The organism is Halosolutus amylolyticus, from assembly GCF_023566055.1.
In the GTDB taxonomy this organism is placed as follows: domain Archaea; phylum Halobacteriota; class Halobacteria; order Halobacteriales; family Natrialbaceae; genus Halosolutus; species Halosolutus amylolyticus.
In genome coordinates, this window is sequence record NZ_JALIQP010000006.1 from 61,625 (window position 1) to 83,565 (window position 21,941).

The 21,941-nt window shown below is 66.8% G+C and carries 23 protein-coding genes and 1 pseudogene; 16 read left to right on the top strand and 8 right to left on the bottom strand.

What is annotated here, in order from left to right:
- Window positions 1–24: 24 nt before the first annotated feature.
- Window positions 25–429 (bottom strand): SHOCT domain-containing protein, encoded by a 405-nt coding sequence (locus tag MUN73_RS19555; protein WP_250142197.1) that lies wholly within the window; start codon window positions 427–429, stop codon window positions 25–27.
- 173 nt (window positions 430–602) lie between these two features.
- On the opposite strand from MUN73_RS19555, the gene MUN73_RS19560 reads away from it, so the two are divergent.
- On the top strand, window positions 603–1,073 hold the full coding sequence (locus tag MUN73_RS19560) for a DUF7992 family protein (RefSeq protein ID WP_250142198.1): 471 nt from the start codon (window positions 603–605) through the stop codon (window positions 1,071–1,073).
- Between the two features lie 24 nt (window positions 1,074–1,097).
- Here the strand turns inward: MUN73_RS19560 and MUN73_RS19565 are convergent, their stop codons facing one another.
- Complete coding sequence (locus MUN73_RS19565) at window positions 1,098–1,265, bottom strand: rubrerythrin-like domain-containing protein (RefSeq protein ID WP_321575777.1); 168 nt, start codon at window positions 1,263–1,265, stop codon at window positions 1,098–1,100.
- 83 nt (window positions 1,266–1,348) lie between these two features.
- The gene (locus MUN73_RS19570; RefSeq protein ID WP_250142200.1) at window positions 1,349–1,912 is read right to left on the bottom strand and encodes a class I SAM-dependent methyltransferase; all 564 of its coding nucleotides are present in this window, start codon (window positions 1,910–1,912) and stop codon (window positions 1,349–1,351) included.
- 297 nt (window positions 1,913–2,209) lie between these two features.
- On the opposite strand from MUN73_RS19570, the pseudogene MUN73_RS19575 reads away from it, so the two are divergent.
- The 3 genes and pseudogenes from MUN73_RS19575 to MUN73_RS19585 all read left to right on the top strand — a co-directional run bounded on the left by MUN73_RS19575 (window position 2,210) and on the right by MUN73_RS19585 (window position 4,125).
- Window positions 2,210–3,455, top strand: a pseudogene (locus tag MUN73_RS19575) (MFS transporter).
- Between the two features lie 83 nt (window positions 3,456–3,538).
- Window positions 3,539–3,676: a rubrerythrin-like domain-containing protein gene (locus MUN73_RS19580; protein WP_250142201.1), complete on the top strand. Its 138-nt coding sequence runs from the start codon at window positions 3,539–3,541 to the stop codon at window positions 3,674–3,676.
- A gap of 77 nt (window positions 3,677–3,753) precedes the next feature.
- Complete coding sequence (locus tag MUN73_RS19585; RefSeq protein ID WP_250142202.1) at window positions 3,754–4,125, top strand: cupin domain-containing protein; 372 nt, start codon at window positions 3,754–3,756, stop codon at window positions 4,123–4,125.
- A 6-nt stretch (window positions 4,126–4,131) separates the two neighbouring features.
- On the opposite strand, the gene MUN73_RS19590 is transcribed toward MUN73_RS19585, so the two are convergent.
- Both MUN73_RS19590 and MUN73_RS19595 read right to left on the bottom strand, forming a co-directional pair.
- Window positions 4,132–7,425, bottom strand: coding sequence for a disk-shape morphogenesis protein volactin (locus MUN73_RS19590; RefSeq protein ID WP_250142203.1), 3,294 nt, complete (start codon window positions 7,423–7,425; stop codon window positions 4,132–4,134).
- A 100-nt stretch (window positions 7,426–7,525) separates the two neighbouring features.
- Window positions 7,526–8,368 carry an MOSC domain-containing protein gene (locus tag MUN73_RS19595; protein WP_250142204.1) on the bottom strand — a complete coding sequence of 281 codons (843 nt, stop codon included), beginning with the start codon at window positions 8,366–8,368 and terminating at the stop codon, window positions 7,526–7,528.
- A gap of 356 nt (window positions 8,369–8,724) precedes the next feature.
- Between MUN73_RS19595 and MUN73_RS19600 the strand changes: the two genes are divergently transcribed.
- The 5 genes from MUN73_RS19600 (at window position 8,725) to MUN73_RS19620 (ending at window position 13,011) form a co-directional block, all read left to right on the top strand.
- Window positions 8,725–10,236 (top strand): phosphoenolpyruvate carboxykinase (ATP), encoded by a 1,512-nt coding sequence (locus MUN73_RS19600; RefSeq protein WP_250142205.1) that lies wholly within the window; start codon window positions 8,725–8,727, stop codon window positions 10,234–10,236.
- A gap of 420 nt (window positions 10,237–10,656) precedes the next feature.
- The gene (locus tag MUN73_RS19605) at window positions 10,657–11,577 is read left to right on the top strand and encodes a hypothetical protein (RefSeq protein WP_250142206.1); all 921 of its coding nucleotides are present in this window, start codon (window positions 10,657–10,659) and stop codon (window positions 11,575–11,577) included.
- Window positions 11,578–11,773: 196 nt separating this feature from the next.
- The gene (locus tag MUN73_RS19610; protein WP_250142207.1) at window positions 11,774–11,971 is read left to right on the top strand and encodes an HEWD family protein; all 198 of its coding nucleotides are present in this window, start codon (window positions 11,774–11,776) and stop codon (window positions 11,969–11,971) included.
- Window positions 11,972–12,116: 145 nt separating this feature from the next.
- The gene (gene cutA, locus MUN73_RS19615) at window positions 12,117–12,419 is read left to right on the top strand and encodes a divalent-cation tolerance protein CutA (protein WP_250142208.1); all 303 of its coding nucleotides are present in this window, start codon (window positions 12,117–12,119) and stop codon (window positions 12,417–12,419) included.
- Between the two features lie 112 nt (window positions 12,420–12,531).
- Window positions 12,532–13,011: a 50S ribosomal protein L11 gene (locus tag MUN73_RS19620; RefSeq protein WP_250142209.1), complete on the top strand. Its 480-nt coding sequence runs from the start codon at window positions 12,532–12,534 to the stop codon at window positions 13,009–13,011.
- Between the two features lie 226 nt (window positions 13,012–13,237).
- Here the strand turns inward: MUN73_RS19620 and MUN73_RS19625 are convergent, their stop codons facing one another.
- Window positions 13,238–13,846, bottom strand: coding sequence for a hypothetical protein (locus MUN73_RS19625; RefSeq protein ID WP_250142210.1), 609 nt, complete (start codon window positions 13,844–13,846; stop codon window positions 13,238–13,240).
- Window positions 13,847–14,269: 423 nt separating this feature from the next.
- Here MUN73_RS19625 and MUN73_RS19630 point away from each other — a divergent pair, with 423 nt between their 5' ends.
- The 5 genes from MUN73_RS19630 to MUN73_RS19650 all read left to right on the top strand — a co-directional run bounded on the left by MUN73_RS19630 (window position 14,270) and on the right by MUN73_RS19650 (window position 18,374).
- The gene (locus MUN73_RS19630) at window positions 14,270–14,902 is read left to right on the top strand and encodes a 50S ribosomal protein L1 (protein ID WP_250142211.1); all 633 of its coding nucleotides are present in this window, start codon (window positions 14,270–14,272) and stop codon (window positions 14,900–14,902) included.
- A 1-nt stretch (window position 14,903) separates the two neighbouring features.
- Window positions 14,904–15,953, top strand: coding sequence for a 50S ribosomal protein L10 (locus MUN73_RS19635; RefSeq protein ID WP_250142212.1), 1,050 nt, complete (start codon window positions 14,904–14,906; stop codon window positions 15,951–15,953).
- Window positions 15,954–15,971: 18 nt separating this feature from the next.
- On the top strand, window positions 15,972–16,313 hold the full coding sequence (gene rpl12p, locus MUN73_RS19640) for a 50S ribosomal protein P1 (protein WP_250142213.1): 342 nt from the start codon (window positions 15,972–15,974) through the stop codon (window positions 16,311–16,313).
- Window positions 16,314–16,401: 88 nt separating this feature from the next.
- Entirely contained in the window at window positions 16,402–17,088 is a 687-nt protein-coding gene (locus tag MUN73_RS19645; protein ID WP_250142214.1) for an HAD family hydrolase, read from the top strand.
- Window positions 17,089–17,135: 47 nt separating this feature from the next.
- Complete coding sequence (locus MUN73_RS19650) at window positions 17,136–18,374, top strand: tripartite tricarboxylate transporter permease (RefSeq protein WP_250142215.1); 1,239 nt, start codon at window positions 17,136–17,138, stop codon at window positions 18,372–18,374.
- Here the strand turns inward: MUN73_RS19650 and MUN73_RS19655 are convergent.
- Window positions 18,371–19,210 (bottom strand): BtpA/SgcQ family protein, encoded by an 840-nt coding sequence (locus tag MUN73_RS19655; protein WP_250142216.1) that lies wholly within the window; start codon window positions 19,208–19,210, stop codon window positions 18,371–18,373. The two genes, MUN73_RS19650 and MUN73_RS19655, sit on opposite strands and share 4 nt — an antisense overlap.
- A 120-nt stretch (window positions 19,211–19,330) precedes the next feature.
- On the opposite strand from MUN73_RS19655, the gene MUN73_RS19660 reads away from it, so the two are divergent.
- Window positions 19,331–20,416 (top strand): NADH:flavin oxidoreductase/NADH oxidase, encoded by a 1,086-nt coding sequence (locus MUN73_RS19660; RefSeq protein WP_250142217.1) that lies wholly within the window; start codon window positions 19,331–19,333, stop codon window positions 20,414–20,416.
- Window positions 20,417–20,558: 142 nt separating this feature from the next.
- On the opposite strand, the gene MUN73_RS19665 is transcribed toward MUN73_RS19660, so the two are convergent.
- A complete protein-coding gene (locus MUN73_RS19665; RefSeq protein WP_250142218.1) occupies window positions 20,559–21,122 on the bottom strand; it encodes a thioredoxin family protein in 564 nt (187 codons plus the stop codon).
- 170 nt (window positions 21,123–21,292) lie between these two features.
- Here MUN73_RS19665 and MUN73_RS19670 point away from each other — a divergent pair, with 170 nt between their 5' ends.
- Entirely contained in the window at window positions 21,293–21,907 is a 615-nt protein-coding gene (locus MUN73_RS19670; protein WP_250142219.1) for a hypothetical protein, read from the top strand.
- Window positions 21,908–21,941: the final 34 nt, after the last annotated feature.

The window sequence follows — 21,941 nt, forward strand, 5'->3', positions numbered from 1 at the left end:
GATGGCCGGCCTCCGGTGGACGGCTCACTCGCGACGCTCGAGCGATAGGTCGGCGGTCTCGATTCCCGCCGCTTCAGCCCGCTCGTTCGATTCGAGCAGCCGATCGAGTCGCGCCTCGAACTCGTCCTCGGAGAGATCGCCCGCGGCGTACCGCTCCTGGAGTCGCGTTACGGGATCTCGACTGGAGCGGACCGAACTGTCGGCTTCGGTGACTGCCGTCTCGCGGTCCTGGTCCTCGCTCCCGGTGCCGGTTCGCGTCGTGAGATACCAGACGAGAACGACGCTGAGAACCATGAGAACCGTAAACGCGAGCGCGTACAGCGGCCCGGCGAACAGCAACGCCGCGATGATCAGGACGTCCGCCAGGACGAACTTGATCGCGAAGATCTCCGTGAGGCTGTAATCCCGGCCACCCGACTCACTGCCCATACGTGTATTCAGCGCGTCGACAGGAATAACTGTAGGGGAACCCCGGCAAATCGATCACCGTGTGGCGGTCGGCGTGCACCGATCGGCGTGCCCCGACAGCCGTACGTCGATCGAGTCGGCGACCGTCGAACGCGGTGGGAATTCTTATCCCGCGACCCGCTCTACCACGGGGTATGGGACTCGAGGTCGAAGCCCCCGCGCCGCCGGAACTGGAGTTCGTCGATCCGAACGAGTACGACGACGCGACGATCAGCGCCGACGGGACCGACGAGATCGATTACCGCCGGGAGGAACTCCAGGAGTTCCTCGAGGAGGGCGCCTGGGAGGAAGCGTTCGACGAGTGGGTGGCGGACACCGATCTCGAGGAGCGGGAGTACGAGATCGCCCGCGACCTCGACCTCTTCGCGGAGTTCGACTTCTTCTGGGACGACTTCGCCGATCGGGTCGGCTACCACGCCCCGGGTATTCCCGAGGACTGGCAGGCCCGCGAGTACCACCCGGAACTGGACACGTGGGGCACGGTCTCCGCGATCAACGCCGAACTCACCGAGTTCGGCCAGATCGTCTCCGTCGTCCTCAAGGAAGAGTACATCACCTGGGAAGCCGAGTACGAACCGCCGGAGGACCTGCCGGACTTCGACTGATCGCGGCGCGACGCCGCCGTCGCACTATTCGCGCGGGACGGCGATATTTTGCAGTTGCACCTCGCAACGCGGGCAGGTTCTCGGCGTGGCCGACGTCGATCGGTACGTGCAGGTCGGACATTCGAAGGTCGGTCGACCGGCTGTGAATGGGTCCGTGTATCCCATAGTGGAGGGAGAACCGTTCCCGAGCATAAGCGTTGCCCCAACGCGGTAGTCGACCGTCCAAAAATAGAACGTAGAGGTAGTTACAGAATCGTAATTGGACGATAGTCCAATTACTCTTCCTTCCTGACCGCCACGATCGCGAACGTCTCCGGTCGGTCCATCGCAGTCTCGATCTCGAAGCCGGCCGTCTCGAGCTGGTCGACGACGTCGTCGGGGCCGAACCGTTCGTCGAGCGGCGGTCCGCTCTCCTCGGTGCCGGTCGCAGACCAGTCGACAGTGACGAGTCGACCGCCCGGGCGAAGCACCCGCGCGAGTTCCTCGAACGCCTCGTCCGAGGCGTACTCGTGGTGGGTCATGTTCGAGTACGCGGCGTCGAGGTGGTCGTTCGCGAACGGCAGCGAGGAGACCTCGGTCGTGACGAATTCGACGTTCTCCGGCGCGCCTTTCTCCCGGTAGCGATCGTGCATCGCCGACTGGACGTCGACGGCGTAGATCGTCTCGACGAACGGCGCGACGTCGTCGGTGTAGAACCCGGTTCCCGACCCGAGGTCCGCGACGACGTCGTCCTCGGTCGTCGCGAGCATCGCCACGAGTTCCTCGCGCGAGCAGTACCGGTACCGGGACGGGTCCTCGAGCGCGTCGGCGCGTTCGATCGGGAAGGTATGAAAGCCCATTGCCGGCGCTTGGGGACGAGGATACTTCCACCTTTCTCGACGGCTCTACGTCGGATCGCGTACGGTCGCGGTTCTCGCCGTCACACACGCGGTTCTCGGCCTTCGCCTCCGAACCGCGCAATCGTTGGATCGCGGTTCTCGGCCTTCGCCTCCGAACCGCGCAATCGTTGGATCGCGGTTCTCGGCCTTCGCCTCCGAACCGCGCAATCGTTGGATCGCGGTTCTCGGCCTTCGCCTCCGAACCGCGCAATCGCTGGATTCTCGGCTGCGCGTTCCCTGACACCGAGACGAACGTCCATGGCGGTTCCCGAGTCGGTCCGGCGGTACGCCCACCTCGACGTCCTGGTCCTGACCGCGTCGATCTGGTTTCTCGCGAAGTTCGTCCGGTACGCCTTCCCGCCGCTGTTCGGTCCCTTCCAGGACAGCTACGGCGTCTCGAACGCGACGCTCGGGACTGCCTTTACCGGATTCATGCTGGTCTACGCGGCGATGCAGTTCCCGTCCGGAATGCTCGCCGATCGCCTCGGCTCCGTCACGGTCATCACGACAGGGGCGCTTGTGGCGGCGATCGCCGGCCTCGCGCTCGTCGTCGACTCGCCGTTCGTCGTGCTGGTCGGGGCCATGCTCGTGATGGGTGCCGGAACTGGCGCGCACAAGACCGTGGCCGTCCGGTTGCTCTCGACGGCCTATCCCGCGCGGACGGGTCGCGCACTCGGCGTCCTCGACACCTTCGGCGCGTTCGGCGGCGTGGTCGCCCCGGCCGCGGTCGTCGCCGTCGCCGGCCTGTCGTTCGCGTTCGGCGAGAACTGGCGAGCGATCTTCCTCGGAACCGGCGTGGTCGGCCTCGCGCTCGCCGTCTCGTTCCGGTACAGGGTCGCCGAGCGGGTGCCTGGCGAGGCCGAGGGAGACGCGGCCACGGGGCTCGGCCCGGGGACGATCGGCCAGTACGCGACGCTCTTTCGCGATCGGCGATTCTCGCTGTTCGCGCTCGTGACCGTCCTGTTCTCGTTCACCTACAACGGCCTGGTCGCGTTCGCGCCCCTGTATCTCACGCAGGAGGCGGGCCTCGCCCCCTCGACCGCGAGCCTGCTCTACAGTGCGCTCTTCCTCGCGAGCCTCGTGCAACTGGTGACCGGCGACCTCAGCGATCGGGTCGGGACCCTGCCGCTGATCGTCGGGACGCTCGTGCTCGCCTCGATCGCGCTGGCCGGTTTCGTCTCGCTCACCGGGACCGCCAATCCCGTCCTGCTCGGCGGCACCCTCGTCGCCGCCGGAGTGGGTGCCCCACGGGTACCGACCCGTCCGGGGCGCGTACCTGATGGCGGCGATCCCGGACGACGTCGCCGGCGGGGGACTGGGAATCGTCCGGACGGTCCTGATGGGGGCCGGCGCGATCGCGCCCGCGATCGTGGGCACGCTGTCGGAAACCGCAGGCTTCCGGCCCGCGTTCTGGCTCCTCACCGCGTCGGTCGTCGCGGCGACGGTCCTCGCAGTGGGCCTATGGGCGCTCGAGGCCGATCGAGACGGCCGGGCCGATCGATAGTCGAGGCCGCGGAACGGCCGTCGTCACCGGGCGCGAGCGGTAACCGAGACAAGAGTTATTGTTCCGCAGACGTATGGTACAGTATGACACTCGCAGAGCCACGCGAGGACGAGTACGAGTGCGTCCAGTGTGGCCGGCGAGAGACCGCCGTCGACGCGTTGCTGTCGACCTGTCGGCGGTGCGGGGGCGAGATGCGAAACGTCGAGTTGATTCAGGAGTAGCCGAGGTGTCGTCGTGGCCCGCGCCGACCGGGAGTGGCCACACCAGTTTTTTGCTGGCGGTCGTGGAAGCTCGACCCATGCACAAACTCGTGAATATCGACGGCGTCGAGCCACTCGACCTCGAAGACGTCGATCCGTCGTTGCTTCCGATCGGTCCCGAACTCGAGCCCGATCGGATGCGCCCGAGCGTCTGGGAGTACGAACGCGGTGCGGAGAACACGTTCCACCGCCAGGCCGAGCAAGAGGAACTCTACGTCGTCCTCGAGGGTACCCTCGAGGTCACGATCGAACGCGACGACGAGCGCGACGTCGTCGAGTTGACCGTCAACGACGTCCTCGTCGTCCCACCAGGAGCGTGGCGACAGTTGAAGGCGATCGAGGACAGTCGGGTCCTCGTCGTCGGCGCTCCCAACGTCGCGGACGACGCGATCACTGAAACGGAGGAGTAGTCCGGCCTATCCGTCGAGGGAGACCGCGATCCCGAGCAACGCCAGCCCGAACACGACCGCGACGCCGCCGACGATCGTGGTTCCGGCGAGCGCGACGGCGCCACCGGCGACGACGCCGGCACCGCCACCGCCCGCGAGCGCCGACGCCGAGAGCGAGGCGGTCCCGTCCGTGCCGCGCTCCAGGGCTTCGAGGTCGGCCCGAAGGGCCTCGAGTTCGTCCCGGGTCTGTGCCCTGTCACTCCCGTCTTCGACCGCTGAAAGCCGATCGTGGACGCTCGCGAGCCGATCGTCCAGCGCGTCGACGGTGGTCGCCAGGTCGTCGACCGTCGACTCGAGCGACCTGACGGCCGTCTCGTCGGCTACCGACGCAACCGTCGTCGTGAGACCGTCGACCTCGGACGACAGCCGATCGAGGCGCTCGCCGTGCTCGACCAGTTCGTGGTCATCCGCGGGCAGGTCAGCGACGGTCTCCGAGAGCCGATCCTGGGCCGCCCGGAGCGACTCGAGGTCGGCCGCCACGTCCTCGACCTCGCTCGCGACGGCATCGACGTCGGCCGCCACGTCCTCGACCTCGCTCGCGACGGCATCGACGTCGGCCGCCACGTCCTCGACCTCGCTCGCGACGGCATCGACGTCGGCCGCCACGTCCTCGACCGCCGACTCGTCGACCCGCGTCTCGAGTCGAGACGAGAGGTCGTCCGCTCGCGACTCGATCGACTCGACAGTATCCGCGAGGGCCGCCAGGTCGGCCTCGAGCGTCGATCGAACCTCGTCGATCGATGCCTCGGTCTCGACTCGCGCGTCGGCGACCCGGTCGTCGAGGTCGGTCCGCACGCCGTCGACTCGCTCGTCGAGGTCACCTCGAAGGTCGTCGACGTGTGCCTCGAGGTCGTCACGAACGTCGGTGACCCGATCGTCGATCGTCGTTTCGAGCGTGCCGATGCGCTCCCCCAGATCGTCCTCGGTCTCGGCCAGTCGCTCCTCGATCGCGCTCACGTCGGCCACGATCGACTCGAGGTCCGCCGTCACCGACTCGATCGTCGCTCGCTGGTCGTCGATCGACTCCTGGAGGGCCGCGACGTCGGCCTCCGTGGCGGCCGCCGCCTCGATCGCGTCCACGGCGTCGGCGACCTCCTCGAGATCGGCCGCGAGCGTAGAGACGTCCGCCGTCACCGACTCCAGCGACTCGGTCAGTTCCGCGTGTTCGCCCTCGATCGTCTCGAGGTTCGTCGCGATCGCATCGACCCGGTCCGCGTCGGCCGTCTCGGCCGCGAGGTCGTCGATCCTGCCGCGGACGCCGTCGATCGTCTCCCGAACGTCGTCGAGGTCCGCTTCGAGCGCGTCGGTGGTAGTCGAGAGGTCGGTCTCGACGACCTCGACGCGCTCGTCGGTCGTCTCGAGATCGGACGCGACGTCGTCGACGCGATCGTCGACCGAATCGCGGAGGTCGGCGAGTCGATCGTCGGTCCGGGCCGACAGGTCGTCGAGCCGTTCCGAGACGCCCGTGATCCGGGTCGACTCTTCCTCGAGTCGACCGGCCAGGCCCTCGACGCGCGTGTCGACCCGGTCCAGTTCGTCGCCGAGGGTGACGAGTTCCTCGTCGAGCCCCGTGACCGTCTCCTCGACGTCGTCGAGGTCGCTCTCCGACGCGGCGTCGGCCGCGAGTTCGGCCAGGTCGTCGCGCAGGGCACCGGCCCGATCCTCGAGGGACGCGGTCCGATCGGCGACGTCCTCGAGGTCCGTCGCGAGGTCCGCGAGCCGATCGTCGAGGACGGCCCGTTCGTCGGCCGCGTCCGCGGACGTCTCTGCGAGGGCGTCGACCTCCGATTCGATCGTCTCGATCCCCGATTCGATCGCCCCGACGTCGCCGTCGAGATCGGCGAACGCTTCCGACAGCGCGTCCAGTTCGTCCTCGAGTTCGGTGACGGTCTCTTCGCTCGCGTGACTGGCGCTCTCCGCTTCGACGTCCGTGAGGTCGTCGGCGAACGCCTCGAGTCGGTCCTCGAGGGCCGCGAGTTCCTCGACGGAGGGCGACCGTTCCTCGACGTACTCGATCTCGTCGGCGAGCCGATCGACGTCCTCGCCGACCGCCTCGATCTCCGCGTCGCGGTTCGCGAGCCGATCGAACAGCTGGTCGATCGCGTCGTCGGCCCTGTCGTGGTCCGCCTCGGCGGCGAGCGAGTCGTCGAACGAGAGCGACGTCTGGCCGCCGTCGTCGGTCCTGCCCGTGGCTCCAGTCGATTCCGCCGTCGTGCCGTCGGTGGTTCCGCTGGTGGTGTCGACAGCAGTCGCGTCGTTCGCGGGCGTCGACTCGTCCCAGGTGACGTCGTCGAACGCGTCGACCTCGTCGGCCGCGGCCGCGAGAGCACCCCTGGCGGCGCTTGCGGCGGGGTCGTCCGCGAGCCGGACGCCGCGAATCGAGAACGGCAGGGTTCCCGCGTCGAACCGCCCGCCCACGAGGTACTCGATCCCCTCGGTCGCGCCGTCGCCGGCGACCGCGATCGGGACCGCCAGTCCCTCCTGGACGTCGCTCGCGTCCGCCTCGGCGGCGATCGCCTCGACCAGGTCGCCGACGAGCGCGTCGTGTGCGGCCGCCAGGGCGCTTTCGACCTCGCCGGTCGCCGCCTCCGGATCGAGCACGAACTCCTCGAGGACGCCCGCGATCTCGGATCGAGCGTGTCCGGTCTCGTTCGCCGCCTCCTGGACGATCCACTCGCTGCCCTTCGCAAGCGAGAACGCGAGCACCGGGACGCCGTAGTACGCGAGCGCGACACTCGTCGTCTGGGACTCGATGCAGACCCCGAGCCCGGTGTAGTTGTCCGCCGCGAGTTGATCGTAGACGACGGCGAACCCCTTGCTGACAGGCGTCGCCTCGGCCGCGCGGTCCGTCAGGGCGGACGCGACGGCGTCGCGATGGGTCTCCCCCGTCGCGGCGGCGTCGACGACCGTTCCGGGCGTCGTATAGCAGAGCGGTCCGCTCGCCGACTCCCCCAGGAGATCGTCGACGACGGCCGCGAGCGCGGGTTCCGCGTAGTCGTCGTCGACGAGCAGCCCGTTCGAGAACAGCGGCTCCGGCGTCTCCCCCGTCGCGTCGGCGACGGTTCTCGCGTCCGTCCCCACGACGTACGTCGTCCCGTCCCGATCGACGGTACGGGCGTCACCCCCAGCGAATCCCGCCGCGTCGAGCGCCGACTCGTCGGCGGGAAGGACGACCGACGGCACCGACTCGATCGTCGGGTCCGCCCCGGTGTCGGTGGCCGATCGGATCGCCCCTAGTCCGATATCGAGACCGTATCCCATGGCGACCGAGACCGAGACCACCCTCTTGGAACTTTGGGCCGGAGTACCAGAATTGAAAACCACGGCAGGGCACCGATCGCGTTCACCGACTGCGAACCGCTCACTCTGGATCCGCGGACGGCGCGGTGATCGGATCGCCGATCGTCACCCCGTCGCCCACCGACAGCGTCGATCCCCACGACGACTCGGGGACGCGCGTGTTGATCATCAGGCGGAAGTAGTGATCGAACCAGTCGGTGGCCGCCCAGTCGGGAAGCGTCTCCTCGCGACGCTCGACGAACGTCTCCCTGAATCCCGCCGTCTCCTCGCCTGTATCGGGGTCGCGCGACGGAACGACGCACCGCTGACACGGGTTCACGCCGTACAGGGGCGTCGCGCCGACGTCGAACGGGACGACCCGGCCCGGCCGATCGTACAACCGGTCCTCCCAGAACGCCGGGACGCCGTCGACGACGAGGTTCGGTCGCAGTCGTCGGCACATCTCCGCGGCGTCGATACCGTCGTACCACGACGCGACCGTTTCGAGGGTGCGCTGGGCGATGACCGTCGGACCGGACGCGTCCTCGTCGTCCGGATGGCCGCCCTCGTCGTCGCGCACGAGTTCGACCGGGTAGCCGAAGACGTCCGAGAGCCACGACGCGAAACAGTCCCGATCGAGTTCGAGGTGGAACGTGCGGGCCTCGTCGTCGTCGGGTCCGGTGACGGCGACGGTCTCGCGGTCGAGGTCGTACTCCGTCTCGAGTTCGTGGATACGGCGCTCGCGCTTGCCGTTGACGTAGGCGTCGAGGGGGTTCTCCGCGAGGGACTCGCGTTTCGTGCTCTCGACGATCGCGTACCGCCGATCCCACTCGAGACCGCCGTTCTCGACGATCGTCGCCGACTGGGTGGTCGTCGCGTCGAGTGACTTGATCGGGTGGACGCGAATCCGGTCGAGGCGTGCCATGACCGCTGGTCCACCACCCTCCGGTTTATTGCTGTCCATTCCGATCGGGCGGGCGGTTGCCCCGTCGACCGATGAGAGCGGTGGTCGACTTCGATCGTCGGGCGAGAGTAGAAGCGGAGGAGCACGGAACCGGACGAGGTCGAAGGCGGAAGAGATCGTGATTAGAATTTATTCTGATGTGAGTACACGTAGATACCTATCCGATCACATATCATTATTCGAGAGATTACGAATCGCGTATTCAAACCGTAACACCCGTAGTACGGACATACACCACACTGTGGCTGGGTAAGAAGTGACACACACAGAGCAAAATCCCTCATGTTTATACATCAGTGCGGTGGCCAGTCAAGTATATGTCCGAAACCGGGGCGGAGTCCCGTCCACTGGCCCGACAGCTACCCGATCCGGCGGCAGCGTCGAACGTGCGGTACAACCCGTCGCTGTCCGAACTTCGTGACCTCGCCGCGGCCGACGAGACGACGACCGAGTTCGGTTCGCCGTCGTACGTCAGCGAGTACCGCTCACGGAGCGCCGATCGGACGAAAAACGCCGTCGATCACGAGTTCACCGACCGGGATCACGACCTGGTCGACGACGCGATCGAGGCCGCCGGCGACCGGGACATGGTCTGCGTCGATCGGCTCATGGGGCGCCACCCCGACGCTACCTTCTGCTGTCGGCTCTACGTTCCCGTCGAGTACGCGCGCATCGCCCTCGCGTGGGCGAACCTGTTCGAACCCACGGACGGCCGCGAACCTGATCTCTACACGCTCCAGTTGCCCGACGCCGACGAGACCGCGATCCGCGTCTTCCCGGAGGAGGGAGTTACCGCGGTGGTAGGCAGCGACTACACCGGTGAAGCCAAGAAGTCGTTCCTGCGGCTGTTCATGTACCGCATCAAGCAACGCGGCGGCCTCGGGCTCCACGCCGGGAGCAAGCGCGTCCGGGTCCGCGACGGTGACGGCGACCTGCGGATCGTCGGACAGGTCTTCATGGGACTGTCCGCGACCGGCAAGTCCACCCTGACGTCCCACGGCTGCTGGCTCGAGGAGTCCGAGGACGCCGTCATGTTGCAGGACGACGTCTGTGGCCTCCTCCCCGACGGCTCCGTCGCCGGCAGCGAGGGCGAGGGCCTGTTCATCAAGACGATCGGCCTCGACGCCGAGGAACAGCCCGAACTCTACGCGGCCGCGACCGACGAGTCGGCGATCCTCGAGAACGTCGCCGTCGACGCGGACGGCACCGTCGACTTCGACGACGACCGCTACACCGCGAACTCCCGGGCGATCGTCCAGCGCGAGGAACTCGCGAGCGCGGACGAGGAGGTCGACCTCGATCGGGTGGACCAGGTCTTTTTCATCACCCGGAACCCGCTGATGCCCCCGGTCGCGAAACTGACCGACGAGCAGGCCGCCGTCGCGTTCATGCTCGGCGAATCGATCGAAACCAGCGCGGGCGATCCCTCCCGCGCGGGGGAGTCGATCAGGGTCGTCGGCACGAACCCGTTCATCGTCGGATCCGAAGGGGAGGAAGGAAATATCTTCCAGGACCTGATCGAAACACTCGACGTCGACTGTTACGTCATCAACACCGGGTATCTCGGCGAGGAGTCGAAAGACGTCGGCGTCGAGGAGTCCGTGACGATCCTCACCGAGGCCGCTCGCGGCACGATCGAGTGGACCGACGACGAGCGGACCGGTCTGACGATCCCCGAGACCGTGCCGGGTCTCGATATCGACGAGTACTACGTCCCCGATCACGTCGACGACTACGACGAGGCCGTCGCCGACCTCCGGGCCGAACGCCGGGCCTACCTCGAGGCGTTCGACGATCTCCGGGAGGAGATCAGAGACGCGGTCTACTGACGGACTCGCCCCGAACGTAACGTGCAGTGACGTGTCTGACCCCATTCAAAAGCGGCGATCGACTTCATCGCTGCTGACGAGTGTGGACGGCCGTGAATCGAACCGGCACCGATCGTGGTGATGCTCCGGTATAGTTAATATGACAGTTACTGTGGAACTGTGTCGTCGACGGCATGTCCAACGGGACTCACGGACGATGCGGGCGAAATCGGCGTGAATATCCGCTACAAACAGTGTTTTCCAGAGAGACGTGTCGGTTGAACCGCCGGTTTCCCGCGAGAATCGGCGGTTTATCACTGAAATGGTACTACTGGTTTACCATGCGGGATCGGTCTCTCTCCTACTGGAGGCATGAGCGCACGCAAAATACTTGCCGTAACAGTCGTATTGATGATGCTCGTCAGTGGGGGCGCATTCGCGATGGCCCCGACTGGCGCAGTCGTAGACGAACACGAAGACGACGACGCACAGGAACCCACAGAAGACGGCGTTTCCGATAGCCAGTTGCAGGTGACGATCGAAGACGCGACGATCGTTCTCCTCTCCGAGGACAGCGAGATGGCCGACGACGCGCCCGCCGACGTCGCGGACAACGAATCCGCCGTCGACGACTCTCAGCAGGGCGTCACGGTCCTCGAATCCTCGATCGAGGTAACCGTCGAGCAGGCGTCGATCCACGGCATCGGTGACCAGTCCGCCGACGCAGCCGAGGATTCGAACGGGCTCGATTCCACCGACTCCGAGGATGACGCGAGCGACGACACTGACGACTCGACCGACACCGAGGACGACGCGAACGGCGTCGAAGACGACGCCGTCGCGGACGATAGTGAGGCCGACGATGTCATCGGCGGCCAGGAAATCACCGTTCAGGAGGCGACCGTCTTCATCGTCGTCGAAGACGGCGACGATGCTGAAGACGACGCGAACGGAGTCGAAGACGGTCAGGCGATGAACTTCGAGAAAGCGACCGCCTTCGTCCTCGTCGAAGACGTCGGCGAAATGCTCGCCGATCAGCCGGTCGGGACGGACGACGGTGCCGTCGAAGACGACGACACCGACGCGGTTGACGACGAGGATGACGAACTCGAAGACGATGGCACCGACGTCGAGAACGGCGAAGACCGGCTGCAGGTGACGATCGAAGAGGCGACGATCTTCATCGTGATCGACGCAACTGACGACCAACCGGCCGAAGAACCGACCGCTGAAGACGACGAACACGAAGTCGACGACGACGAGAGCGACGTCGACGACAACGAGACCGGGGTCGACGACGACAACGAAACCCAGGACGACGACACCGCTGAAGCGGCGGTGACGACGTCCTGCAGTTGCTAAGGGAAGCTCACTCCCGATCGATATTTTTCGGCGAACTGATCGCGCTGGCTCGTAGCGACGGCCACAGCCGGCCGATCGGAGTCCGGTCCCGCCTTCCAGGTGACCCGATCGACGGTCTCGCGCCGCGTCGGCAGGTGGCCCGCAGCAATTGCCGAACACTGATACTGTTATATGCGTCCAGACCCCACAGCCGACAATGAGCGCACAGGTACGAACGCCGACCGCACGCACGTGCGAGCGATGCGGTCGAGCCGAACGCTGGGACGACGACGTCGAGGCCTGGCAGATCGCCCGCGAGGACGGCGACCGACAGGTCGGCAATCCACACTGCATCCACGAATGGGACATCAACGGCGCGTTCAACCCCGTCACCGGCACCGTCAACGGGAAGTAGTCCACACCAGCTCGCGTCGTCAGCACGTCCGCCACCCGTGGGATCCGAACCCGCGCGTCTAGCGGTCTCCACTTCGGGCAACGGCTCCACGTCGAGTGACTGCCAGTCGGGGAACCTTTTTGATGCACCGTCCGTAGCCGCCACCATGCCAACGGTCTATATCACGGCACCACCGGAGTCGGCCGAATCGATCGCCGAACGGCTCGTCGAGGACCGGCTCGCGGCCTGCGTCAATCGGCTCTCGACGTCGTCTACCTACCGGTGGGACGGCGAGGTACAGCGCGAGGACGAAGCGGTGTTGCTCGCGAAGACCACTGACGAGGCGTACGACGCCCTCGTCGATCGGGTCCGGGAGATTCACCCCTACGACGTGCCGTGTATCGAGCGCTTCGACGAGAGCCACGTGCTGGAGTCGTTCGCGGGGTGGCGGGCGGAGAACGTGGCGTAGCGGTACTGCGGGACCACTCGAGGCCGATCGATCGAACCGTGCGTGAGTGTCTGACAGGCGGTGACTGCCCGAAAAAGCAACCCTTAAAACTCGCGCACGGGTTGTGACGCGTATGGCTGGAACCATCGAAGTGCTCGTTCCGGGTGGACAGGCCAACCCAGGCCCGCCGCTCGGTCCCGAGCTCGGACCGACGCCCGTCGACGTGCAGGCGGTCGTCCAGGAGATCAACGACCAGACGGAAGCGTTCGACGGCACCGAAGTGCCCGTCACCGTCGACTACGAGGACGACGGCTCGTTCGAGATCGACGTCGGTGTCCCACCGACGGCCGCGCTGATCAAAGACGAGGCCGGTTTCGAGACCGGCAGCGGCGAACCCCAGGAGGACTTCGTCGCGGACCTCTCCGTCGACCAGGTCAAGACAATCGCCGAGCAGAAACACCCCGACCTGCTCGCGTACGACACGAAAAACGCCGCGAAGGAAGTCGTCGGCACCTGCGCCTCGATGGGGGTCACCATCGAAGGCGACGACGCCCGCGAGTTCAAGGAGAAAGTCGACAGCGGCGAGTACGACGACGTTCTGGCCGAAGCGTAGCGAGGCCAGAACTCGAAGCACGAACGCGGGAGTGCTTCGTTGTTTGGCCGAGGCGTAAGCCGAGGGCAACGCTCGAAGCACGAGCACAGCGAGTGCTGCTTCGTTCTTGCGGCCGGACCCAACACGCTCTGGAGTCCGAACTGTGCGTCTGTTCCTCAGCGAGAGCCGAACCGACGGAGAGAGACGCGTCGGTCGCTCGATCGACGGTCAGAACAGCGGGCGGTAGCTAGATTTGATTCGCGGGCGGAACCGTTCGCTCGTCCGGGGTCGTCGCTCCCCTGGAACCGACGAGAACGCGGACGCTGGCCCCCATCCCGAACGCGGCGGCGATCGAACCGACGACGATCGCGACCGGGACCGTGATCGCGGCGAGACCGCCGAACAGACTGCCGACGAGGATGCCGGCCCAGAGTTCGTTACGGCCGACGCGAGCGGCGATCGATCGACCGACCGAGACGAGCCCGATCGCGGTGACGGCCGGGAGCACCGTCGCCCCGAGGACGACGAGCGGGACGCCGAAGAACGCGCCGACCGACGTCCCGAGCATGAGGTAGCCGACGCCCGTGAGCAGCCCGACGACGAGGGTACTCGGGAGGCCGATACAGACGGAGATGACGGGGCTCCGACGACACGTCGCCACCGCCCGGCTCCCGTACCCCTGGAGCATCCCGAGGATCATAATCGACACGAGCAGCGTCGCGACGACGCCGGCGACGGCCCGCATCAACGCTGGCAACGACTGTATCGCCTCGATCGCGCCGCCCTCCACCCCGAGGAGGGCGACCGATTCGAGCACCGTTCCCCCACTGGAACTATATAACTCTGTTGGCCACATACTCATGTGCTACACCATCACTCTCTATAGTATTTCCGGTTCCACTGAGTGTTCTCCCTCCCTATTCGTCGATCGTCGGCCGAGAATCGATCGCGTCTGGTGACGGAAAAAGGGGGCGTCGCAGTGCGGGGGCCGATCGACGGCGGTTCGGCCGGGAATCGATACCGATCGTCGACGTCAGGCCGGGATCGTCCGAGCCACGCCAGTCGTCGAAGATCAAGGCTGTCCGAGCCACGCCAGTCGTCGAAGATCAAAGCTGTCCGAGCCACGCCGATCGTCGAACCGGCCGAACGGGATCGCTCGGCGGACCGACGGTGTAGTTCGACGGGTTTAAGTTCGGCATGCCACTTCGTTCAACAGAGACAGGCATTGCCTGTTTCACTGACCCGTAGGAGCACACCCTGCGTACTACGGAGGTGAACGATGGCAGATTCGGATATTGAAACCGCAGTGGCTCGCGCACTCGAGGAGTCACCCGATCGGAACTTTACCGAGACGGTAGACCTCGCGATCAACTTGCGCGACCTTGACCTGAACGAACCGTCGAACCGTGTTGACGAGTCCGTCGTCCTGCCGTCCGGAACCGGCCAGGAGACGCGAATCGTCGTCATCGCCGAAGGAGAGACTGCAGTCCGCGCCGAAGAGGCCGCGGACGAGGTCCTCTCGGTGGACGACGTGGCCGATCTGGACGACGACGAGGCCAAAGATATGGCCGACGAGACGGACTTCTTCATCGCCGAAGAGGCGATGATGCAAGATATCGCCCGGCACCTGGGAACCATCCTCGGTCCCCGGGGGAAGATGCCGGACCCGCTCTCGCCCGACGACGACGTCGTCGAGACCGTCAACCGGCTCAAGAACACCGTGCAGCTTCGCTCCGGCGACCGGCGAACGTTCCACACGCTCGTCGGCGCCGAGGACATGGATGCCGAAGACATCGCCGACAACATCGACGTCATCCTGCGTCGCCTGCACGCCGACCTCGAGAAGGGGCCCCAGAACATCGACGCCGTCTACGTAAAGACGACGATGGGGCCGTCTCAGGAGGTGGCCTAGAATGAGCGCACAGGCTGAACGCAAGACCGAAAACCTTCCCCAGTGGAAGAAAGAGGAAGTCGACGAGCTCGCACAGCTCATCGACGACTACGAGAGCGTCGGCGTCGTCGGCATCGCCGGCATTCCGAGCAAACAGCTCCAGGACATGCGACGCGGACTGCACGGCACCGCCGTCGTGCGCGTCAGCCGCAACACCCTGCAGACGCGCGCCCTGGAGGACGCCGGACTCGACGACCTCGTCGAGCACATCGAGGGACAGGTCGGTCTCGTCGCGACCGACGAGAACCCGTTCTCGCTCTACAAGGAGCTCGAGGCGTCGAAGACGCCCGCCCCGATCAACGAGGGCGAGGTCGCCCCGAACGACATCGTCATCCCCGAGGGTGACACCGGCGTCGATCCGGGGCCGTTCGTCGGCGAACTCCAGAGCATCGGTGCCAACGCACGCATCGAAGAAGGTTCGATCCAGGTCATGGAGGACTCGACGGTCCTTTCGGCCGGCGAGGAAGTCTCTGCGGACCTGGCGAACGTCCTCAACGAACTCGGCATCGAGCCCAAGGAGGTCGGTCTCGACCTTCGCGCCGTCGTCGCCGACGGCGTGCTCTTCGATCCCGAAGACCTCGACATCGACGTCGAGGCCTACCAGAGCGACGTGTCGACGGCCGCCGCCCGCGCCCGGAACCTCTCGGTCAACGCGAGCTTCCCGACCGCGACGACGGCCCCGACGCTCATCGCCAAGGCCACGGGCGAGGCCAAGAGCCTCGGCCTGCAGGCCGCGATCGAGGACGAAGACCTGATGCCCGACCTCGTCACGAAGGCCGACGCACAGCTGCGTGCGCTCGCGGCCCAGATCGACGACGAGGAGGCCCTGCCCGAGGAACTGCAGGACGTCGAGGCGCCTGCTGAACCGGCAGCGGCCGACGAGGGCGAGGACGAATCGGCAGACGAAGACGACGATGCAGACGCCGAGGCCGACGCCGACGCCGACACCGAAGACGACGACGATGACGACGACGGCGACGGCGCAGAAGGACTCGGCGCAATGTTCGGCTAATCAACGGAGGACACTACAATGGAATACGTTTACGCTGCACTCATCCTGAACGAAACGGACGAAGAGATCAACGAAGACAACCTGACGGACGTGCTCGACGCTGCCGGCGTCGACGTCGAGGAGTCCCGCGTGAAGGCGCTCGTCGCCGCACTCGAGGACGTCGACATCGACGAGGCAGTCTCCGAGGCCGCTGCCGTCCCCGCGGGCGGTGCCGCCGCAGGCGCTGGCGCGGCCGAGGAGGCCGCAGGCGACGACGAAGAGGAAGAGGTCGAAGAGACCAGCGACGTCCCGGACACGACGGACGAGGACGACGAGGACGACGAGGCAGACGGCGAAGGCCTCGGCGAACTCTTCGGCTAAGTCGCGACGCGACGACTCCGTACGATCCCGATTTCTTTCGACGCGATTCGTCGGTAGCTACTTCTGGGGACCGTGCGAACGGCCGATCGTGACGACGGCAGTGTACTTCGACCTCGACGGCACGCTCTGTTCGTACGCCGTCCCGTTCGAGGAGCAGTTCGAATCGACCGTCGCCCCGTACGGCGAGCCGAGCGAAGCGGCCTACGACGCCTACGTCGATCGGCTGCTGGACGCCCTCGACAGCTGCGAGTCGGAGCCGTACCGTCGTGCGTTCGAGGCCGTCACGGACCGGATCCCCCTCGACGTGACGCCCGAGACGCTCGCCCGAGAGTACTGCGAGGTCGAGCGCGAGGCGTCCGTCGTGTCGGCGGACACAAGGCGGGTCCTCGATCGGGTCGCGAAGACCGCGCCGATCGGCATCCTGACGAACGGGGACGATCGGCAACAGCGATCGAAACTGGAGCACCACGGCCTCGCAGAGGCGGTCGACGAGGTGATCGTCTCGAACGGCGTCGACGTGCGGAAACCCGATCGGCGAATCTTCGACCTCGCGAAAGCCCGCCTGCCGGCCGACGACTACGTCTACGTCGGGGACAGCTACGAGGAGGATGTCCTCGGTGCCCGGCAGGCTGGCTTCAGGACGGTGTACGTGACGGCGAATGACGAACCCGCGGACGTCGAGGCGGCCGACGCCGTCGTGTCGAGCGTCGGCGACCTGCTCGAACCGGAATCACTCCCGGCTTCGATACGACCCACCTTCAGGACGACGAGCTAGCGTCGATCGGCGCGGGTTTAAACGAGAGAAGGCGGCCAGAGGGAACGATGGCCGTCCCCGTCGAGTTCGTCGTCGAACCGAGGCTGACGGTGCAGTTGCTCGGCTGGATTCTGGCTGGAGCGCTTCTCGGCAGCTGTAGCGGACTCGTCCCGGGACTACACGCCAACAACTTCGCACTCCTGCTCGCGGGGGTCGCGCCGTCGGTCCCCGGCCCGCCGCTGTTCGTCGGCTGTGCGATGCTCGCCGCGGGCGTCGTCCACACGTTTCTCAACGCCGTCCCCGCGATGGCGCTGGGGGTGCCGGACGCGGAGATGGCGGTCACCGCACTCCCGGGCCATCGGCTCGTCCTCGCTGGCCGCGGCCACGAGGCGATCCGGCTGTCGGCGCTCGGGAGTCTGCTCGCCGTGCTCGCGGCGATCCCGCTGGCGATCCCCGTGACGTGGGCCATGACCGCGACCTATCCGACGATCCGATCGTCCTTGCCGCTCCTGCTGGCGATGGTCGTCGTCGCCCTGGTCGCGTCCGAACGAACCTGGCGAACCCGGGCAGGTGGACTCCTCTCGTTCGCCCTCGCTGCCGGACTCGGCCTGCTGACCCTCGATCTCTCCCCCGACGCGCCGCTCGACGCCGGCGGAACTCTCGCGCCGCTGTTCGCCGGCCTGTTCGGCGCGCCCGTCCTCATCGACGCGATCCGCGGCGGCGGCGTCCCGCCACAGGACGGCGAGACGATCGCCATCTCCAGTCGACTGGTCGCGGTGACCGCCGTCGCCGGCGCGTTCGCGGGCGCGATCGTCGGCTACGTCCCCGGAATCTCGGCCGCGATCGCCGCGGTCGCAGCACTCGTCGTCGTCCCCGCCGACGCCGGCGATCGCGGATACATCGTCGCGACGAGCGGCGTCGATACGGCCAACACCATCTTCGCGCTGTTCGCGCTGGTCGCGATCGGCCAGCCCCGGACGGGCGTGATGGTCGCGTTCGAGAGCGCGAACGCACCGCTCGACCTCCCGATCCTGCTCGCGGCCGTCGCGATCGCGGGGCTGTCCGGCTTCGTCCTCGTTTGCGTCGTCGGCGACGTGTACCTGGATCTCGTCGGAAAGACGTCGTACTGGAAGATTTCGGCGTCAGTGCTGGTGCTGCTCGTCGTCCTGTCGTTCCTGTTTACGGGCCCGATCGGCGTCGTCGTCTTCGTCGTCGCCGCGACGATCGGGATGGTTCCGGTTCGGCTGCGGGCCCGCCGCGTCCACCTGATGGGGGTGCTGATCGGTCCGCTGATGCTCGGCGGCTAGCTGTCGCCGCCCCGCGCCGCGACCACCCGACGGACCCGCTCTTCGGAAACCGGGTTCGTCGTCTCTCCGTCCTTCTTCAGTGCCGTGCCGACGATCGCGCCGTCGGCACCGGCCGCGAAGCAGTCCCCGATCGTCTCTGCAGTGACACCGCTCCCGACGAACACGGGGACCGAGCGATCGACTCCCGACCTCGCGACCGCGCCGGCGACCCGGTCGACGTCCTCGAGTTCGGTCTCGCGGCCGGTTCCGGGTCCGGAGACGATCAGACCGTCCGCACGCCCGCGCTCGACGGTCTCGATCGCCGTCCGCTCGATATCTCGGTCCCCGATCGGCGTCGCGTGCTTGACGTGGACGTCAGCGAGGATCGCGACGTCGGCGTCGATCCGATCGCGGAGCCGAAGGGTCTCGTGTGCCCGGCCCTCGATCACCCCCTGGTCCGTCGCGGCCGACCCGACGTGGACGTTGACCCGGACGAAGGCGGCGTCCGCGGCGGCGGCGATCGAGAGGGCCGCAGTCGTGTCGTTCCGGAGCACGTTGATGCCGACGGGGACGTCGACCGCGTCGGTCAGGGCCACCGCGAGCGCGGTCAGGTCGGCGACGACGTGTTTCGGAACGTCGTCGGGGTAGAACGGCGCGTCCCCGAAGTTCTCGAGGATAATGCCGTCGACGCCCCCGGCTTCGAGCCGACGCGCATCCTCGAGCATCCGGGTCCGGATCGCGTCTCGATCGCCGTCCGCCGCCGGCGCGCCCGGAAGGGCCGGAAGATGTACCATACCGACGAGTGGACGATCGGCGTCGAAGCGGTCGCGGAGGGACGGTCGCGATGCAGTGGTCATGCTCGTGCTCGTGTCCGGAGAACCAAATGGTTGCTCCGTCTCCCCGCGAGTCGCGGACACGACCCGGCAAGTCCGTCCCCGTTCACGGGCGTTTACTCCCCGCGCTGTCAAGGCCCGGCGATGACCGACCTCTTCGCGCCACTGCCACTTCGTGACCTCGAAATTCCGAACCGCATCGCCGTCTCGCCGATGTGCCAGTACTCCTGCGAGCCGGACGGGCTCCCGACGGAGTGGCACCGCGTCCACCTCGGCAGTCGCGCCGTCGGCGGGGCCGGGATCGTCATGACCGAAGCGACCGCTGTCAATCCTCAGGGCCGGATCACGCCCCACGACCTCGGGATCTGGAGCGACGATCACGCGGCGGCGCTCGCCCCGACCGCCGAGTTCATCCGCGATCAGGGAGGGGTGCCGGCGATCCAGCTCGCCCACGCGGGCCACAAGGCGAGCAAGACCCGTCCCTGGGAGGGCAACGTTCCCATCCCTGCTGACGCGGAGAAGGGATGGGAGGTGCTCTCGCCCTCGCCCGACGCCTACCCGCCGTTCGACGGCGATCGGCCGTCGATGCGAGAGGCGACCGGGGATGACATCCAGGGCGTGATCGACGACTACCGTGCGGCCGCCGAACGGGCGCTGTCGGCCGGGTTCGAGGTCGCAGAAGTCCACGCAGCCCACGGCTATCTCCTCCACGAGTTCCTCTCGCCCGTCACGAACCGACGCGGGGACGACTACGGCGGGCGTTTCGAGAACCGATCGCGACTCGTCCGCGAGGTCACCGCGGCGGTCCGGGAGGTCTGGCCCGACGACAAACCCGTGTTCGTCCGCATCTCCGGCACCGACTGGCTCGACGATCGGGAGTCGTGGACGATCGAGGAATCGGTCCGCCTCGCCGACGACCTCGCGGCCCTGGGTGCGGACCTGATCGACGTCAGTTCGGGCGGGATTCACCCCGATCAGGAACCGCCCGTCGGGCCGAACTTTCAGGTGCCACTGGCCGAGGAGATCCGCGAGCGGACGGACGTCGCCGTCGGCGCGGTCGGCGGGATCACCGAACCCGAACAGGCCGACGCCCTCGTGCGCAACGATCGCGCGGACCTCGTCCTCGTTGGCCGGGAGTTCCTGCGCGACCCCTACTTCGGCCTTCGATCGAGCGATACCCTCGACGGCGATCGGGAGTGGCCGATCCAGTATCGCCGCGCCGTTCGATAATCGAATCCGCCGAATTCTCGCGTCGTCGATCGACCTCGACGACCAGATCGGACCGTGGACTCATACGGTTTACTGTAAGTCAGTTCCGGCGCAACCGCCGCCCGGATCGCGGTTGCGCCGGTAAATCGTACAGCAATCCGTATCAGTCGTCCGTCCACTTGATCGAACAGCCCTGGGACGGCTGCCACTCCAGATCGACCGCCTCGCCAGCCAGCACGGACTCGATCGCCTCGCGAGCGTGGAACCGGGTCGGTTCGTCATCGGGATTCAGGGCGTCGTCGAGGCGGCCGTGGTAGACGAGTCGGAACTCGTCGTCTTCGCGCCGGAAGAGGAAGGGGTCGGGCGTACAGACCGCGCCGTAGGCCTCGGCGACCGCCTGGCTCTCGTCGCGCAGGTAGGCGTCGTACTGGATCCGTCCCTCCTCGACGTACTCCTGCATCGTCTCGAAGGAGTCCTCGGGATACTCCGCGGCGTCGTTGGGATTGATCCCGACGATCGAGACGTCGTCGTACTCGGCCGCGAGGTCGTTGAGGAGGTCGAACTTGGCCTGGGCGTACGGACAGTGGTTACAGGTGAAGACGATCAGCACCGCCTCGTCGTCGGCGAAGTCCGCGAGCGAGTACGTCTCGCCGTCGACTCCCGGCAGTTCGAACTCCGGTGCGAGGTCGCCCTCGTCCAGCTTCGAATCGGACTCTTTCAGGACCATAGGTGACCGTTGCGTGCGTTCGACCGTAAGGACTCCGTTCGATCGGACGGGCCCTGGACGGGACATCGATCGGCACACCGGTCGTGACGGGTGGCCTGCCGGAGCCGACCGACTCTCGAGCGCGATACCGACGGCCCACCTATTTGTACCCGCAGTGATATCGCGTGTGTATGAAGACGCTCGAGGTCACTGACGAACAGTACGCGTTCATCCAGCACCTTCGTGAAGAGATCGCCGAGGACGTCGTCGGAAAGTACGGGTTCGTCCGCGAGCAGGACGCGATCCAGTTCCTGATCGACAACCTGGCGGACGACGTCGAGATCGAGGGCGACTTCGACTCCTCCGCCGCGGACGACGTCGCCGCGTCGGTCGGCGCCGCGATACACGGCGATCCGGAGCCGAACGACCTCGAATCGGTCTCGTACGTCGAGTCCGAGGAGTCGGAACCGGGGGAGTCCTCGATCGATCCCGTCGACGAATCGGCCGATCCGGAGCCCACAGGCGACGGACCGGACGTTGCCGACGAACCGGACGGCGACGACGCGGCCGAGGCCGATTCAGGGACCGACGGGGATGCGGACGAGACGGCGGACGACGGCGACGGCTCGGCCGACGACGACGACATGCTCGACGAGATGATGAGCCTGCTCGAGACCCACGACGACAAGTGGGGGGAGTCGGATTCGGCGGACTACCGGTACGAGGTCGAACTCCCGGACGGTTCGAGCGAACAGGTCCAGACGAAAGACGACGTCCGGGCGCTCCTGTTCAAGAACTACCGGTAGCCCCGCCGTCGACCGCCGTGGACGGGGTCCGATC

What these genes read in the sequence shown, in the direction of transcription:
- MUN73_RS19660 (WP_250142217.1), top strand. Translation starts at nt 19,331, where the DNA reads ATGACCGACCTCTTCGCGCCACTGCCACTTCGTGACCTCGAAATTCCG.
- MUN73_RS19610 (WP_250142207.1), top strand. Translation starts at nt 11,774, where the DNA reads ATGAGCGCACAGGTACGAACGCCGACCGCACGCACGTGCGAGCGATGC.
- MUN73_RS19595 (WP_250142204.1), bottom strand. Translation starts at nt 8,368, where the DNA reads ATGGCACGCCTCGACCGGATTCGCGTCCACCCGATCAAGTCACTCGAC.
- MUN73_RS19560 (WP_250142198.1), top strand. Translation starts at nt 603, where the DNA reads ATGGGACTCGAGGTCGAAGCCCCCGCGCCGCCGGAACTGGAGTTCGTC.
- MUN73_RS19565 (WP_321575777.1), bottom strand. Translation starts at nt 1,265, where the DNA reads ATGCTCGGGAACGGTTCTCCCTCCACTATGGGATACACGGACCCATTC.
- MUN73_RS19625 (WP_250142210.1), bottom strand. Translation starts at nt 13,846, where the DNA reads ATGTGGCCAACAGAGTTATATAGTTCCAGTGGGGGAACGGTGCTCGAA.
- MUN73_RS19555 (WP_250142197.1), bottom strand. Translation starts at nt 429, where the DNA reads ATGGGCAGTGAGTCGGGTGGCCGGGATTACAGCCTCACGGAGATCTTC.
- MUN73_RS19580 (WP_250142201.1), top strand. Translation starts at nt 3,539, where the DNA reads ATGACACTCGCAGAGCCACGCGAGGACGAGTACGAGTGCGTCCAGTGT.
- MUN73_RS19670 (WP_250142219.1), top strand. Translation starts at nt 21,293, where the DNA reads ATGAAGACGCTCGAGGTCACTGACGAACAGTACGCGTTCATCCAGCAC.
- MUN73_RS19635 (WP_250142212.1), top strand. Translation starts at nt 14,904, where the DNA reads ATGAGCGCACAGGCTGAACGCAAGACCGAAAACCTTCCCCAGTGGAAG.
- MUN73_RS19570 (WP_250142200.1), bottom strand. Translation starts at nt 1,912, where the DNA reads ATGGGCTTTCATACCTTCCCGATCGAACGCGCCGACGCGCTCGAGGAC.
- MUN73_RS19620 (WP_250142209.1), top strand. Translation starts at nt 12,532, where the DNA reads ATGGCTGGAACCATCGAAGTGCTCGTTCCGGGTGGACAGGCCAACCCA.
- MUN73_RS19600 (WP_250142205.1), top strand. Translation starts at nt 8,725, where the DNA reads ATGTCCGAAACCGGGGCGGAGTCCCGTCCACTGGCCCGACAGCTACCC.
- cutA (WP_250142208.1), top strand. Translation starts at nt 12,117, where the DNA reads ATGCCAACGGTCTATATCACGGCACCACCGGAGTCGGCCGAATCGATC.
- MUN73_RS19630 (WP_250142211.1), top strand. Translation starts at nt 14,270, where the DNA reads ATGGCAGATTCGGATATTGAAACCGCAGTGGCTCGCGCACTCGAGGAG.
- MUN73_RS19585 (WP_250142202.1), top strand. Translation starts at nt 3,754, where the DNA reads ATGCACAAACTCGTGAATATCGACGGCGTCGAGCCACTCGACCTCGAA.
- MUN73_RS19655 (WP_250142216.1), bottom strand. Translation starts at nt 19,210, where the DNA reads ATGACCACTGCATCGCGACCGTCCCTCCGCGACCGCTTCGACGCCGAT.
- MUN73_RS19605 (WP_250142206.1), top strand. Translation starts at nt 10,657, where the DNA reads ATGGCCCCGACTGGCGCAGTCGTAGACGAACACGAAGACGACGACGCA.
- rpl12p (WP_250142213.1), top strand. Translation starts at nt 15,972, where the DNA reads ATGGAATACGTTTACGCTGCACTCATCCTGAACGAAACGGACGAAGAG.
- MUN73_RS19665 (WP_250142218.1), bottom strand. Translation starts at nt 21,122, where the DNA reads ATGGTCCTGAAAGAGTCCGATTCGAAGCTGGACGAGGGCGACCTCGCA.
- MUN73_RS19590 (WP_250142203.1), bottom strand. Translation starts at nt 7,425, where the DNA reads ATGGGATACGGTCTCGATATCGGACTAGGGGCGATCCGATCGGCCACC.
- MUN73_RS19650 (WP_250142215.1), top strand. Translation starts at nt 17,136, where the DNA reads ATGGCCGTCCCCGTCGAGTTCGTCGTCGAACCGAGGCTGACGGTGCAG.